The organism is Microcoleus sp. A003_D6 (genome assembly GCF_036702825.1).
GTDB lineage: Bacteria > Cyanobacteriota > Cyanobacteriia > Cyanobacteriales > Microcoleaceae > Microcoleus.
Genome location: NZ_JAUBWA010000076.1, coordinates 6,270 through 21,025 on the forward strand (window position 1 = coordinate 6,270; position 14,756 = coordinate 21,025).

At 48.6% G+C, this 14,756-nt stretch carries 13 protein-coding genes and 1 pseudogene; 4 read left to right on the plus strand and 10 right to left on the minus strand.

Features of this window, described 5'->3' with window-relative positions; all coding sequences use genetic code 11:
• Positions 1–227 (plus strand): annotated as a pseudogene (locus QUB70_RS20225) (aminotransferase class I/II-fold pyridoxal phosphate-dependent enzyme); the annotation flags it as partial.
• A 17-nt stretch (positions 228–244) separates the two neighbouring features.
• On the opposite strand, the gene rpsF reads toward QUB70_RS20225, so the two are convergent.
• On the minus strand, positions 245–583 hold the full coding sequence (gene rpsF / locus QUB70_RS20230) for a 30S ribosomal protein S6 (RefSeq protein ID WP_332983022.1): 339 nt from the start codon (positions 581–583) through the stop codon (positions 245–247).
• A gap of 66 nt (positions 584–649) precedes the next feature.
• Here rpsF and QUB70_RS20235 point away from each other — a divergent pair, with 66 nt between their 5' ends.
• A complete protein-coding gene (locus QUB70_RS20235) occupies positions 650–1,516 on the plus strand; it encodes a carbohydrate ABC transporter permease (protein WP_332983023.1) in 867 nt (288 codons plus the stop codon).
• A gap of 439 nt (positions 1,517–1,955) precedes the next feature.
• Here QUB70_RS20235 and QUB70_RS20240 read toward each other — a convergent pair whose 3' ends face one another.
• From QUB70_RS20240 to glyA, 7 genes are all read right to left on the minus strand, one after another.
• Positions 1,956–4,508, minus strand: a complete 2,553-nt coding sequence (locus tag QUB70_RS20240; RefSeq protein ID WP_332983024.1) for an HD family phosphohydrolase — start codon at positions 4,506–4,508, stop codon at positions 1,956–1,958.
• Positions 4,509–4,948: 440 nt separating this feature from the next.
• Positions 4,949–6,100 (minus strand): ADP-ribosylglycohydrolase family protein, encoded by a 1,152-nt coding sequence (locus QUB70_RS20245; protein ID WP_332983026.1) that lies wholly within the window; start codon positions 6,098–6,100, stop codon positions 4,949–4,951.
• 174 nt (positions 6,101–6,274) lie between these two features.
• Positions 6,275–6,715, minus strand: coding sequence for a type II 3-dehydroquinate dehydratase (gene aroQ / locus QUB70_RS20250; protein ID WP_332983027.1), 441 nt, complete (start codon positions 6,713–6,715; stop codon positions 6,275–6,277).
• Positions 6,716–6,813: 98 nt separating this feature from the next.
• Complete coding sequence (locus tag QUB70_RS20255) at positions 6,814–6,951, minus strand: hypothetical protein (protein WP_006631912.1); 138 nt, start codon at positions 6,949–6,951, stop codon at positions 6,814–6,816.
• Between the two features lie 299 nt (positions 6,952–7,250).
• Entirely contained in the window at positions 7,251–8,507 is a 1,257-nt protein-coding gene (locus QUB70_RS20260) for a competence/damage-inducible protein A (protein WP_332983028.1), read from the minus strand.
• A 266-nt stretch (positions 8,508–8,773) separates the two neighbouring features.
• Positions 8,774–9,829 carry a glycosyltransferase family 4 protein gene (locus tag QUB70_RS20265; protein WP_332983030.1) on the minus strand — a complete coding sequence of 352 codons (1,056 nt, stop codon included), beginning with the start codon at positions 9,827–9,829 and terminating at the stop codon, positions 8,774–8,776.
• A 456-nt stretch (positions 9,830–10,285) separates the two neighbouring features.
• The gene (gene glyA / locus QUB70_RS20270; RefSeq protein ID WP_332983032.1) at positions 10,286–11,569 is read right to left on the minus strand and encodes a serine hydroxymethyltransferase; all 1,284 of its coding nucleotides are present in this window, start codon (positions 11,567–11,569) and stop codon (positions 10,286–10,288) included.
• A gap of 547 nt (positions 11,570–12,116) precedes the next feature.
• Here glyA and QUB70_RS20275 point away from each other — a divergent pair.
• Both QUB70_RS20275 and QUB70_RS20280 read left to right on the plus strand, forming a co-directional pair.
• Positions 12,117–12,314, plus strand: a complete 198-nt coding sequence (locus QUB70_RS20275; protein ID WP_332983033.1) for a hypothetical protein — start codon at positions 12,117–12,119, stop codon at positions 12,312–12,314.
• A 138-nt stretch (positions 12,315–12,452) separates the two neighbouring features.
• Positions 12,453–12,926 carry a Tic20 family protein gene (locus QUB70_RS20280; RefSeq protein ID WP_332983054.1) on the plus strand — a complete coding sequence of 158 codons (474 nt, stop codon included), beginning with the start codon at positions 12,453–12,455 and terminating at the stop codon, positions 12,924–12,926.
• Between the two features lie 129 nt (positions 12,927–13,055).
• Here QUB70_RS20280 and QUB70_RS20285 read toward each other — a convergent pair whose 3' ends face one another.
• Both QUB70_RS20285 and QUB70_RS20290 read right to left on the minus strand, forming a co-directional pair.
• Complete coding sequence (locus tag QUB70_RS20285) at positions 13,056–13,829, minus strand: fumarylacetoacetate hydrolase family protein (protein WP_332983036.1); 774 nt, start codon at positions 13,827–13,829, stop codon at positions 13,056–13,058.
• A 99-nt stretch (positions 13,830–13,928) separates the two neighbouring features.
• Complete coding sequence (locus QUB70_RS20290; protein ID WP_332983037.1) at positions 13,929–14,528, minus strand: 5-formyltetrahydrofolate cyclo-ligase; 600 nt, start codon at positions 14,526–14,528, stop codon at positions 13,929–13,931.
• Between the last annotated feature and the right edge of the window lie 228 nt (positions 14,529–14,756).

The following is a 14,756-nucleotide window of genomic DNA, read 5'->3' on the forward strand; positions in this document are numbered from 1 at the left end:
TTGTCAATCAGGCTTTTACGGGCGGGCAGGATGCCCACCCCACAACAAGACTCACTCTTTTTTGTGGAACAGGCATCTTGCCTGTTCTTGAAAATAGTCCAAGATGCTGCACCATTGTCAATCAGGCTTTTACGGGCGGGCAGGATGCCCACCCCACAACAAGACTCACTCTTTTTTGTGGAACAGGCATCCTGCCTGTTCTTGAAAATAGTCCAAGATATTACTAACGACCAAAAAACTCGTTTTAGGCCGCTTCGGCTTCGGCTTCGGCTTCGGCTTCCGGTGCATCTGGGACATCTTGCTTGATCGTCAAATAGCGAATCACTTCTTCGCTCAGACGCATCGCGCGCTCCATAGGAAAAATTGCAGCGCCCGGAGCTGTATAGTTCATTTGAACGTATACTCCGTCGCGGTGCTTGCCGATTTCGTAAGCCAAACGGCGCTTGCCGCGGTGCTGAGTTTCGATATTTTCAGCACCTTGATCGCGCAAAATAGTTTGATATTTCGCGATCGCCTGGTCTGTCATTTCCTCACCCAAATCTGGGCGCAGAATGTACATAGTTTCGTAAATAAACGGTTTCATGGCAATAATCCCTTATGGACAAACAAGGCTTCTGATGAAGCAAGGACTTATCATCATATCCCAATAATGAATAATCTCAAAACTAAAAAATCAAATTCCCCAAACCGCAGTCCCTCGCGGTGGAGCATCCTGTGGACTTATGGGATGATGAGCGCGATCGCACTTTTAATGCTGTTTCCCCTGCTGTGGCTGCTCAGCACCTCCCTAAAATCCCCCACCGAAAACATCTTTCAATTTCCCCCGCAACTGTGGCCGCAACAGCCCACCCTCGAAAACTTCATCAAAGTTTGGCAAACCAACCCCTTCGGCCGCTACCTGTTCAACAGCACCCTGATTGCCGGTCTCACAGTCAGCATCAACGTTTTGTTTTGCGCCCTCGCCGCATACCCCTTAGCCAGACTCAACTTTCGCGGCCGAGAAGCTATTTTAATTACGATCGTTTCCACAATCATGATTCCCTTCCAAATCGTGATGATTCCCCTGTACATTTTGACGGTACAACTCGGATTAAAAAATAGTTATTTAGGCGTAATCTTTCCCGGATTAGCATCAGCCTTCGGCATATTTTTATTGCGGCAAGCATTCCTCGCAGTTCCCAAAGAACTAGAAGAAGCCGCCCGCATCGACGGATGTACAGAATTAGGCATTTGGTGGCACGTCATGATTCCGGCAATTAAGCCGGCTTTAGTCACTTTAGGGATTTTCGTATTTATCGGTTCTTGGAGCGATTTTCTGTGGCCGCTGCTAGTTTTAGACAGGCCGGAATATTACACTTTGCCCCTAGGTGTCGCCAATTTAGCCGGGACATTTTCTTTAGATTGGCGCTTGGTGGCTGCGGGTTCGATTATTTCGATTATTCCTGTTTTAGGACTGTTTTTGGTGTTGCAAAAATACATTGTGCCGACAGAAGCGGCCGCCGGAGTCAAAGGATAGAAGAAGTTCGGCAACGGATTCGGTAACGGATTTAACGGATAGGAAAAATAAAATGCACAGGTTTGTGTAATTTTAAAATTGCTAACCGTCTAGGCGGTTGCTATAATCGAAAATCAGGCTAAACCCAAAATCCATCCGCGTCGATCCGCGTTCATCTGCGGTTAAAAAATCTTAACTAAAAACTTCCATCAAGTAGCCAAGGTTATTTGCGATGTACGAAGTGCCAGAAATCCGCTGGATTGTCGATCGGGCTGCGGTCAGATCGCGTCCGGTCGATTACCATAACAAAAATGATTTGTAGTGCGCCCTCCAATACGCTTTGATGCTGCCGATCGAACCTGTTATTGGATTTTAGGCGGACTCGCATTCCGAACTACGAACCTGAAAATGGTTATTTTACCCATGAGATAAGTATTCAAATCGCACTCCATACTTATCTCTACCTCGGAGTAAAAACTGCACTAGGATAAGCAATCCGCTTGTGATTGAACTGTTCCCAAACCCGCACAAAAATCTCCGCAATTAGAGACATATCCTCCCGAGTCAAACCCGAATCGAGCAACTGATTGTCCTGCCAGCGAGCCCTCAAAATCCGATTAACCATATTCAAAGCTTCCTCATGAGTAGCATCCTTGAGCGATCGCAAAGCAGCCTCGCAAGAATCCGCCAACATCAGAATTCCCGTTTCCCGCGACTGCGGAATCGGCCCGTCGTAGCGAAAATCCTCCTCCCTGACTTCCCGACTTTCGATTGTTAACTTTGAATTACCCGCCTCTGCCAAAGCAATCTTTAAATTTTCTGGTTCTTTTGCAGCAATTTGCTGCGCTTGGTGGTAGAAATAAGCAATTAACATTGTACCTTGGTGCTCGGGAATAAACGCCTGAATCGCCTTCGGCAATCGATGCTTCCGCGCCATCACCAACCCCTCAGTAACGTGCTTTTTAATAATCTCGGCGCTCGCCCAAGGGTCATTAATTACATCGTGTTTGTTGCCCCCGCCCATTTGATTTTCACAAAATCCGCTCGGGTCGTGCATTTTTCCAATATCGTGGTATAATGTGCCAGCCCTGACCAGCTCAACATTGCAGCCGAGTTCCCGGGCCGCAGCCTCGGCCAAACTAGCCACAAACAGAGTGTGCTGAAAAGTCCCCGGAGCCTCGGCAGCCAACTTCTTTAACAGCGGGCGGTTGGGATTGGCAAGTTCCGCCAGCCGGATTGGGGTGATCAAGTCAAAAACGTGTTCCAAATAAGGACTGATGCCGATCGCCACAACGCTCCAAGCCAAACCGGCCAAACTTTGGCAACCCACCGTACCGAGCACGACGTACCAAATCGCACCAGCAGCCGCGCTGGCGATCAGAGTCCCCACCAGATACACCGTGCCCTGAGTCAAGCCGACACCGACGCCCAAAAGAGCCAACTCCTCGCGCGATCGCAGCCGCCCGGCCATAAAAGCACCCAGCAATCCCCCCGCCGCGCTAGCCACCAAATGAATCAACTCGACATCCAAGCCAACGGGCAGCAGCGCCGACAGCAGCGCCACCACAGTCACTCCCACCGCCGAACCGTAGAAGCCGCCGGCCAAAATCCCGATCGCGGGCAAACTCGTCCAAGGCAGCCCCAAACTCACCAGCACCGGCGCGCTCAAAGTCAGCAGCAGCAACAGCAAATGATCTCTCCGGCGCAAGCGGTAGTGCCTTTCCACCAGCAGTACGATCGCAATTGCCGCGCCCACTAAACAAACAAAACCCGCCAGCCCCAGCCAATTCACCCCCCGCCGGCTCAAACCAAAATAGTCGAGCAACACGAAATCTTGCTGCGCGATTTCTTTTCCTTCTGCAACAATTATGTCGCCCTGCTCTACTGCGATCGTTACCGGTTTCACCTTTTGCGCCGCCAATTCAGCTAGCTGTTTGGTTTCCTCGGGATCTCTCACCAGATTTGGCTGCAAAATCGCACTTAAACCCTCAACCGCCAAAGTTTGGGACTCTAACGGCACTACAGACGCCACTTGCAGTTTCACAGCTTCTTTCAAAACCTCTTTCGGCAGCCCCTGCGGGATACCTTGAGCCAGCATCCTTTTTGCCGCCAGACTCATACCCGTTTGGGTTTTCTGCCAAGCTGCATCCGACAAATCAAACAGCGAAGTATCGTAAATCTGTCCGAACCCGGAAACCGACGGTTTAGAGAGCGCTTCCAAAGCATTGAGATAGCGCCGGCGAGCCTCGGAAATACTTTCTGTCAGGCTTTGAAAGTCTGCTTTTGAAACCGAGCGGCTGTAAGCTTGCAGTTGAGCGATAGCATCCTGCTGAGACTTGTTGTCCGTCGGTGCAGCACTTGCGCGGGAATCCAAGCTCAACTGCTCGGAAGTTGCACTGTTGTCCCCCGCTTGCGCCAAAATCGATCGCCATTCCCACTCAGGACAGCCCCGCAAGTAAACCTGAGCCGCATTTGAGAGCGCCGAGGGACTCGCAAACGGAAACGGGCCTACCGCCCGCCGCAGTTCGCTTCCCTGCTGCAAAAATTGTTGCAATTCTCGATCGATTTGTCGATCGACCGCAGAATCCAGCATTAATATCGCTACAGCCCCGCTCCGCGCTGCTTTCCGCTGTTCTTCAGTAGTTTTGTAATCGGGGATGCTAGCACTAGCAGGAGCCTTGATCGTCTCAGGAGCTTTCGTCCCCACATCCAGTTTCGGCTGGTTGTAGAAGCGGTGGCCCAGAGTGCTGCTGAGGGAAACTACCGCTACGAGCAACAACATAGGGGAACGAGCTTGATTTTTGAGGCTTGAAGAAGAGGTTTTAGTTCTAAATCTAATAAAAGTCTCGGGTAGAACCCATTTCTTGGCCGACAAACGGCTCAGGAGAGGCCCACAAGGGCGATCGGTATCTGCTTTGCTGCCGCCATTTTGCACTTTAGCAATGTGTTGGCGCAGTGAGCGCGAAGCCCCTAGCTGCTCAATCTGCCGCATCAATGAGGAGAGCGTATTCATTTGTGTCGAAGATATATCACTGTTATCCAGCAGCTTTGTCAGAATTTCTGACTGTGCATCTTGATTGAGTTTATCCGAACTACCGTGGCAGAATATTCAACCCCCCAGGCTACTATGCCTGACTATCGCCAGCAGTTGGGTTTTCTGACTGTCGCCAACAACGCAAGCAGCTTCTTTCCTTCCCTTGTCCATCTTGAACAAATCGAGCACGGTGGGGCTAAAAATCCGGTTTTTCCCTAGATTATTCGTTTCCCAACCCCAGATTCTCGTAGAAACCAGTTTTTTGGTGGCAAGCGCGTCCGATTTAATTTTTTACTTTTTAATCTTTAATTGTCGCTCTCCTTGGGCTTTCGTTTTTGACTTGTTAATTCCTAATTCCTAAACTGCTAATTTCTCATTGCTAATTTCTGCTTACCCCTCCCTGTGAAAAGCTCGAAAATTTATAATATTTTACGAGGTCTAATGACATAAGGTGCAGCCACCGCTCTGGCCAGGGCTGCGGAATCCAGGCCGACATCGGGGTTGTAAACTCCCGCCCAAACAGCAAACAGGTTATTTGCTAACTCCACAATTTTTGTATCCCTGCCCGTTTCCCAAACCGAGGGTTCTGTGCTCTCCGCCAGCGGCAGTGATTCAACCGTAGCCGAAGATACCTGTCTCCATTCTACAGGAATCGCAGCAGCGCCGTTGTAAGCTCCAGACAAAGCTCCCGTCAAAGCGCAGGTGAGTTGTCCGGCTATACCGCAGCGGGCCGCTCGCACCACTGACAAGCGCAAGTCTTCTGGGGTGTTCAAGAAGCAGTAGAAAGCTAGGGCAATGGGAATAAAACTTTCAGGGTTGACAATTGACTTTGTTTGTGATTTTTTATTGCCCTCGCTCTGTCTTTCTCGCAAAGCTGTAGCGCTTTTGCACAAGTGAGTTGTGGCTGTTTCTAAATCGGCTCCTTGTTCTAGTAGTTTTTGTACTTGCACCAGCAATTCTGTTAAGGCATTATCGGTTTTCAGGTAGGCAATTGTTTGTTCGATCGCTGTCGCGGGGTCAAGTCTTTGTTTGAGCGATCGGGCGATCGCATATCCGATTGCTAAAACTGCTGTATTCCATTCTGGCTTGTTTTCGTTGGGCCAAACCTCTATCGCCAGCATGATTTTTTCTCGAAGTTTGGCTTTATTTTCGTGAAAAAACATCGCAGCAGGCAGCGCCGCAACGGCAGCTTCGCAAGGGTTAAGGATGCCTTGAAACTCATTGCTTCGCGGATGATAGATTTCCGACTTGGCAAATGCTTCCCAAGTATCGCGCCAATCTTTTAAATCTAAACCCCTACACCGAATTAAACTTTGAGCGCACGCCACCGCAAGTCTCCCGGATTCGGATGAGTCTTTGCCAGTTGGGATTTTGCTGTTGGGAGAATTCAACGCCAAGGTTGCCCCGATCCGGGTTAATTGTTGGTGTTTCGTCAGTTGTAAAATCGGCTGAAAGTCTTCTGTTTGGGGGGAAATACCCACGAGTTGCCTCTGGTATTGCAGGCCGAGCGAGTCTCCTAAAACTGCCCCCAGTATGGTTCCTTGAAACTTGCTCAACAGGGAATGCCGCATTTGAATTTAACTCAAATTGTTAGTAATTGGTAATTGATAATTGGTAGTTTATAATTCTTCCTGGTGTGCTTCTTTGCCCAACTCTTGTGATTAATTTGAGTTCCACCCAAACATATAAGGGCTGGTTTTCCATCTAAAACCCGCCCTCATCCGATCGCAAAAATCGGTGAATTTTTAATTTTTAATCAGATAACTAACTAGAGCTTGCAGCCCCAGCCGATAACTTTCCGAGCCAAAACCGCTGATTTGTCCGATCGCCACCGCTGCGATAAACGAGTGGTGCCGAAAAGCTTCCCGGCGGTAAATATTGCTCAAATGAACTTCCACCGCAGGGATATTCACCGCGGCGATCGCGTCTCTAATTGCCACACTCGTATGAGTATAAGCTCCAGCATTAATCAATAAGCCTTGGTGCTGCCCTAACATCGAGTGAATAGCATCCACCAAAACCCCTTCATGATTCGACTGCTGAATTGAGACCTTCACCTGGAGGGCTTGCGCTTCTCGTTCTAGCAACTTGTTGATATCATTTAAAGTCGCAGAACCATAAACTCCAGGTTCTCGCTGACCCAATAGATTCAGATTAGGGCCGTGAAGTACCAGGATATTTAACAATTTTAAAATTTCCAGCGCAACAAAAACTATGAGATTTTTGACATGGAATTTAGAACCAGTCTGTCACCTCAAACCTCAAACTTCTAATTCAGTCCTGACTACCTGCGATTCCTCGGTTGGTTGACAGGAATACGAATCGGTTCGAGTTCCGGTTCAGGTTCGGGACTCAGCAGTCCTTCTATCAGCTTGCGAACCCATTCTTTAATTTGTTCCAGCACCTTTTCAATGTCTTCCATTGAACGGATAGCTCCTTTTTTTATAGTCTAGATTGCTAAACCGACGGCTAAATATCTGAAAATAAGCAAGCACGACTTTGAAACCAAAGGTCAAACTTGCTTTCTCGCTTGCTGGTTATTTTGAGCAATGGAGAGAGTCAGTATATTGGCCAATCAGTCCTATCTTCTTATCATAACGAATCTTTACAGATAATCAATAGGCCAGCGGAAGATTGCCGAACTATCTCGAAGTACAGAATGTTAAATAAAGCTTAAGTTTACGGCTGGCTGTTGACAATTGACCAATCGCTGGATTTTTTCTACACTTTTGCCAACAATAATTTACGGCGGAGCCGATCGAGCGCCGTACAGCTACTCAGATGCCGAATCCAATCGCGGCCTCGCCCATCGCCAAACCGATATTCAAAACTTTCTGCGTCGCCGTGGGGGCCCGCTAAACCGACATAAACCAGTCCGACAGGTTTAGCGTCTGTGCCGCCTCCGGGCCCGGCGATGCCTGTAACGCTCAATCCCCAAGTGGTATTGAGGCTAGCGCGAACTCCCGCAGCCATTTGTTTTGCCACGCTTGTGCTGACTGCCCCAAACTCGGCTAAATCTTGCGGATTCACAGCTAATAATTCTTCCTTAACCCGATTGTCGTAAGAAATAATCCCGCCTAAAAAGTAGCTCGAACTGCCGGCAACACCGGTCAGCATCGCTCCCAATCCACCTCCAGTACAGGATTCAGCCACGCTGAGAGTTTTCCCCGCATCCAGCAACAATTGACCGACAGTTGAAGGGAGGGTATCGCTATCAGCACCGTAACAGTCCGAGCCGGCAATTTGTCGCAATTGTTGTTCGATCGGCTCAATCAAGTTTTTCGCCACCACTTCCGACTCCGCGCGCGCCGAAATCCGCAGTTTGACTTCGCCGTGATTGGCGTAGGGAGCCACAGTAGGATTAGTTAAATTCAGAAAACTATCTACTTTTTCCGCCAATGCCGACTCAGCAATGCCCCAAAATTTCAACGTGCGACTGTAAATAGTTGCGCTGCACCAGCCGCCGTTTTTCAGGTAAGGAACGGCTGTTTCTTGCCACATCAAGTGCATTTCCGCCGGTACGCCGGGAAATGTCATTACTGTCACGTTGGGAACCGGCTGCCAAATAATGCCCGGTGCAGAACCGCAGCGGTTCGGCAGAATGTTGGCACTTTCTGGAATTAAAGCTTGTTTCCGGTTGCTGGGACTCATGGTGCGTCCCCGCTGGGCGAATTTGTATTCGATATCTGCGATAATTTCCGGCTTTTCTATTAAGGGAACCCCAAAAAAATCGGCGATGGTTTCGACTGTCAGGTCGTCCGGTGTGGGGCCGAGGCCTCCGGTGAAGAGCAAAAGCTGCGATCGGCCTACAGCAATTTCTAACACCTGTTTAATGCGATCGGGATTGTCCCCCACGACTGTTTGATAGTAGTGAGGAATTCCCAGACTCGCTAATTCTTTGGCTAAAAACTGGGCATTGCTATTAAGAATATCGCCTAACAGCAATTCAGTGCCAACACAAATAATTTCAGCAACCATTATTCGATTTTAGATTTTAGATTTTGGATTTTAGATTGGGGCATTGGCCAAACAGGTCATTGGCCAAACAGGTCATTGGGCATTGGGAATTGGGAATTGGGAATTGGGCATTGGTATTGGTAGCAGAAAAGCACTGGTAGCAAACAACAAATAACAACCAACAAATAACAACCAACAAATAACAACCAACTACTGACTGCTGACTACTGACTACTGACTACTGACTACTGACTACTGACTACTGACTGCTGACTGCTGACTGCTGACTATCGAGCGTGCCTCCAAACTTTCCAGCTAGCGTATCCCAGCAAACTTGTCGCACCCATAGCGTAAATTACGCCGCTGGGAACCGAAAAAGCTAGGGCTAAACTTCCCACCCACAGTGTCAGCGAGTAAATAAATAAAACCGCAAATCGATGGGATAGTCCGGCTTGTAGAAGTCTGTGGTGGAGGTGGCGCTTGTCAGCAATAAACGGTGACTTGCCGTTGCGAAGTCGATCGAGAATCACCGCCGACATATCTAAAATCGGTACAGCTAAAATTAAATATGGCAGCAACACAGAAGTAACAGCCGTAGTTTTAACCAACCCAATTACTCCCACTCCAGCGAGAGTAAACCCGATAAAATAAGCCCCGCCATCTCCCATAAAGATTTGAGCCGGATTGAAGTTGTAGCGCAGAAATCCCAAGGCCCCGCCTGCTAAAGCCGCTGCAATTAGGGCCGCTGCCGGTTGGTGCATCGACAGACTGACAATCAGCATTACAACTGCTGCAATCCCTGAAACTCCCGCTGCTAAACCGTCCAAACCGTCAATCCAGTTGATGGCGTTGGCCATACCGACGAGCCAAATCACGGTAATTGGCAAGCTCAGCCAGCCAAGATCCGTCAGTCCGAGGGAGGGAACTGTGAGAAACTCAATTTGTACGCCCGCCATCCAAGCGATGCTCGATACCCCAATTTGCATGAGCAAGCGTTTGATCGCCGACAGCGAAAATAAGTCGTCTGCTAAACCGATGAGGAAGAATCCAAGGCCGCCGAGGGTGACTCCCCAAATTTCGTATTCCTCTTTGGGATTGAGAACTTGTCCGCTAGCATCGAGGAAGCCTCCTGAGAGCCAGACAAATAACAGGGCACTGAGAGTGCCGAGAAAGATGGACACTCCTCCCAAACGCACCATCGGGCGCTGGTGGACTTTTCGCTCGCCTGGCCGATCGACTCGCCCGCTTTTGAGACCAATTTTTTTGACTATTGGCGTACTCCAGAGGACGACGATCGCAGAAACCAGAAAAGCTAGTATGTGGTACAGATACTGGTACGGCATCTGAAATCAATATTAAATAGTGCGGGGCAATTAGGCTGTCAGGCAGAGTCTACTACATTTCAGATGGCTTTATAACAAGGAAACATCTTTAAGAGCGACTGGGGGTTTGGGAGCCGGAGAGTTGCAAGGTGGAAGTAGCTCGGGCGCGAATTGTGAGGTTTTTTACTCGTAACTCTCGAATTAATGGCTAGCCGATCGATCTTTCGATAGCGAAAGAGTCGATCGATATTGTGCGAGCGGGCCCAGTCGAACGGTATTTTTCGCAATCGAGAAATACCTTTAGTCAAACCAGCCCCGCCCGACAAATATCTTTAGTAAAAACCGTCCTGGCGATCGATATTGTTGATAAAAACCGCTTGTCAATATCGCTACCCGCAACTCTCAATCTTTCCCGGCTCTTTTACCCTTTTACCCGTACACTTCCAACTACAAAATCCCCATTGCCGATCAGGAAAATTAAGCTAACGCCGGCACTTTCAAGTACAAGTGGGGATATAAGGGGAAGCGATCGCACAGGGCTGCTACTCGTCGCAGACAATTGGCGGCAACGCTGTCATCATCTGGATTTAGCAGGCGATCGGCAATAATATTGCCAATCTCGGTAAATTCTGCTGTTCCCATTCCCCTTGTCGTCATCGCCGGCGAACCGAGTCTCAAACCGCTGGTGACAAAGGGGGATGCCGGATCGAAAGGCACGGTATTTTTATTAGCAGTAATATTCACACCGCTAACTAATTGGTCGGCTCGCTTGCCTGTCATGTTTGCCGATCGCAAATCTACTAGCATTAAGTGATTGTCCGTGCCGCCGGAAACGAGTTTTAAACCCCGCTGCTGCAACCGTTCCGCCAAAGCCCGCGCATTTTCAATTACTTGACCGGAATAAGTTTTAAATTCAGGCTTTAATGCTTCGCCGAAAGCTACTGCTTTACCAGCAATCACGTGTTCTAAGGGGCCGCCTTGAGTGCCGGGGAAAACTGCTTTGTCGAACTTTTTGCCGAGTTCCGGGTCATTGGTCATAATCAAGCCACCACGGGGGCCGCGCAGGGTTTTGTGAGTGGTGGTGGTGACTGCATGACAGTGGGGGAGGGGGTTGGGGTGGTGTCCTGTGGCGACTAACCCGGCGATGTGGGCGATGTCGGCGAGCAGGTAGGCTCCGATTTCGTCGGCGATGGCTCTAAACTTTTCAAAGTCGATAATTCGCGAATATGCTGAATAGCCGCAAATTAGCAATTTCGGTCGGTTTTGTTTGGCCAGTGCCAAAATTTCCTCGTAGTCGAGCTGTTCTGTTTCTTGGCTGACGCCGTAGTGAAAAGCTTTGAACCATTTGCCGGATACGTTGACCGGCGAACCGTGGGTCAAGTGTCCGCCGTGGGACAAATCCATGCCCATAATTCCGTCTCCGGGTTCCAGCAAGCTCAAAAATACTGCAAAGTTGGCTTGAGCGCCGGAGTGGGGCTGGACGTTGGCGTGAGCGGCTCCAAATAGCTGTTTGGCGCGATCGATCGCAATTTGCTCGATGCCGTCAATAAATTCGCAGCCGCCGTAGTACCGTTTCGCTGGCAGTCCTTCGGCGTATTTATTGGTCAGCACTGAGCCTTGAGCTGCCATTACTGCTGCGGAGGTAAAGTTTTCGCTGGCGATGAGTTCTAGGTGGTCTCGCTGCCGCTGGAGCTCTTGCCCGATTAAATCGGCAATTAGCGGATCGGTTTTGGAAAGCAAGTCTAAGTTAGTGTCGGTCACAAAAAAAAGCTCGGTAAGTGGGAAGCTCAGAGACTTTAGTCCTGAGAGGGAAACGACCAGGCGATTTCAATCGCCTTGAATCCCCTTGCGGGGTAGAGGGGTATGGTTGCCCCTCCAGCGAGGATATGGTTGTCCTCAAGCAAACACCCATTACTGGGGTAATGTTAGCTTCGCCAATGTTATCAAGGCTTGTTAGGCTAGCAGCACTGTCTCAGTGACTTTAAGACTGTTTAACTACTAGCGACAGAGCAAGGGACTAGCTTCGCATCCACAGGGTGTCATGACCTAAATAACGTAGTCAGTTAAGACTTAGGCTGGTCAGTACAGCTTGCTTGATTTCTCTTACAAGCTCAGTGGCGTTGATTCCCTGAGTTACTGACAATAATCAACCTCTTGACAATTTAGGATTGCGAATTGGGGATCTTTTACCCTACTACGGATTTCGCATGATTTATCCAAATATTACATTGTGTTCGGGTTAAGCGGTTTGTCCCAAGTTCCTGACATACAATGAAATTACTGGTATGAAACCTGCCGGAGGTATCAAATGTTAGTTATTCTAATGGAAAATCAGATGCTTGCCCCTCAGTGTGTTTGCCAAGGTTGTGTGCTCGCCGATCGCACGGGCCAACCGCGCTGGAGCGGTGGAGAGCTTCGTTGCGGGCATCCAGTTGCTAAACCTACAGAAAATTTGCCCGATCGGTACGAGTGTCAAATGGGCTTCGTCATTGCCAATATAAAATAAGAAAGCCTGCATCTGTTACTTGAGGCTGCTCTTCGCCCAGAAATGAGCAAATTCCGGGCGAGTCGGAACTGAGCCTGCTGCGTTATGCTGGTTTTAATAGGAATTAATAATTCACCGATCGACTCAGGAGAGTTCATTATGACTTGGCGCGGGTCTACAACTGTTCCAGACCGGATTTTTGCTTCTTTGCCTTATTTGCTCCCCCTAATTGACGGGCTGGCGTTTGGCAGGTATCTGTTTGCACAGTTTCCTGTCTTGCAACTGTTTTTTCTCCCGCTAGCTCCTTTGCTTCAGATTTATAGTTTGCCCTTCGCTAGCTTGATTATTTTCTTTGCCCTCTATTTAGGAGTGGTTAGAAACGAAAACATCAGTCACTTCATTCGTTTTAATGCGATGCAGGCGATTCTTTTAGACATTGTTTTGATGCTGTGCGGTCTGGTTTTGCCCATTTTTTCTAAAGGCTTGCAAGTAGCATTTATTGCGGAAACTCTGTATAACATGGTGTTTTTGGGCGCTTTTGCTGCATTTGTCTATGCAGTAGTTCAGTCGCTTTTGGGACGCTATGCAGAGATTCCTCCGCTTTCGGATGCTGTTTATATGCAGGTTCGTTAGTCAGTTGGCAGTTGACAGTTGGCAGTTGACAGTTGACAGTTGACAGTTGACAGTTGACAGTTGACAGTTGACAGTTGACAGTTGGTTCTAATTACCAATTACCAATTCCTACTGACTACTGACTACTGACTACTGACTACTGACTGTATTTTCAAGACTGCCGATGCCTTCAATTTCAATGCGGACTCGATCGCCTATTTGCAGCGGCCCTACTCCTTGCGGCGTTCCAGTCAGTATGACATCGCCGGGAATTAGGGTCATGATTTGACTGATGTAGGAGACGAGAAAATCTGGGGAAAATACCATTCGATCGATCGGGGATGACTGTACGGGGCGATCGCTCTCATTGACAAAAGTCTGCAATTGTGCAGCGGGACTCAATTCGCGCACAATCCAAGGCCCCAAGGGACAAAAAGTATCGAACCCTTTGGCCCTCGCCCACTGGTTGTCCCGCTTTTGCAAATCTCTGGCTGTTACGTCGTTGGCGATGGTATAGCCCCAAATTTTGCTGTGTGCTTGTTCGGGAGTGCAGTTGGTACAGTGTTCGCCAATCACCAGGGCCAATTCTCCCTCGTAGTCTACCCTTTCCGACTGCTGCGGATAGCGAATCGCTCCACCTGCGGGGATGACAGCACTCGGAGGCTTGAAAAACAGCAGGGGTTCCGCAGGTACTGGGGTTCCCATCTCGGCGGCGTGATCGACATAATTTTTGCCTACGGCTACAATTTTTGAGGGAGAGCACGGGGCGAGAATTTGGTAAGTATCTGGTGAAAGTTCCAAATCTGTTGGTTGTCCTTGTAACCAGGGAGGTGCATCAAATACTTGAACGCTGCGGCTTAGTTGCAGTAAGCCGTAATGGATGTGTCCTTGTGTTGTTTTAACTCGAACGTAGCGTGCGGCCATAGGTTATACCATTTGAGATTTTGGATTTTTGATTTTAGATTAAATATGACTTTCAGTAGGATACATATAAATACGGATCTAAGCATAATTACTGAAAATTTATTGCTCGATCGACCTTTTGGATTTTTGCTGTATCATTTCTAACCCGCTTTCGGTGCAAACTCCGTGCAGCGGTTGATCCCAGGAGTCTGCTGGTAGCTGGGCGATCAAGGCAAATTCAAAGATAATGCCGATCGCAATTTTTGATTCCCACTCAGCTAAACTGAACATTCGATCGTAATAGCCGCCCCCGTAGCCCAAGCGATAGCCGCGAACATCGCAACCTACGGCGGGTACAAGTATTAAATCTACTTCTGAGTAATCTATTTTAGGAGCATCGGGCAGTGGTTCGAGTATGCCGTAAGCGACCGTATGTAAAGCATCTCCGGGCTGCCAGATGTGCCAGGATAGCTCTTTGCCGACACAGCGGGGAAATCCCCATTTGCGGGGAGTTACAAATAGGGGACTTAAATCTGGTTCTTGGCGAAAGCTAAAGTAGGCGAGGATTGTTTTTGCTTGGGTGAATAGGGGCGAGTTTTGCAGGCGGTTGCAGATGCGATCGCTCTTTTGTCTCCATTCTTGTGCTGATAGGGATTTGCGGGTGTTGAGGAGCGCTTTTCTTAATTCAGTTTTAGTTAATGAAGGTTTAGGAGTGTTCATATTTGCGATCGAATCTCTCGTTTGATTTCGAGTCCGACAGGGGTTGAAAACCCCTGTCTCACAGCGAAAGTCCTCTAAAAGAGGACTACAATTAATTGCATTTTCATCATATTCTGTAGTGGGTTTTAACTCACATCTTGCACAATTCTCAACAACAGGCAAGATGCCTGTTCCACAAAAATTTAATTTTCTTGTGGAACAGGCATCTTGCCTGTTCCTAAACAAGTA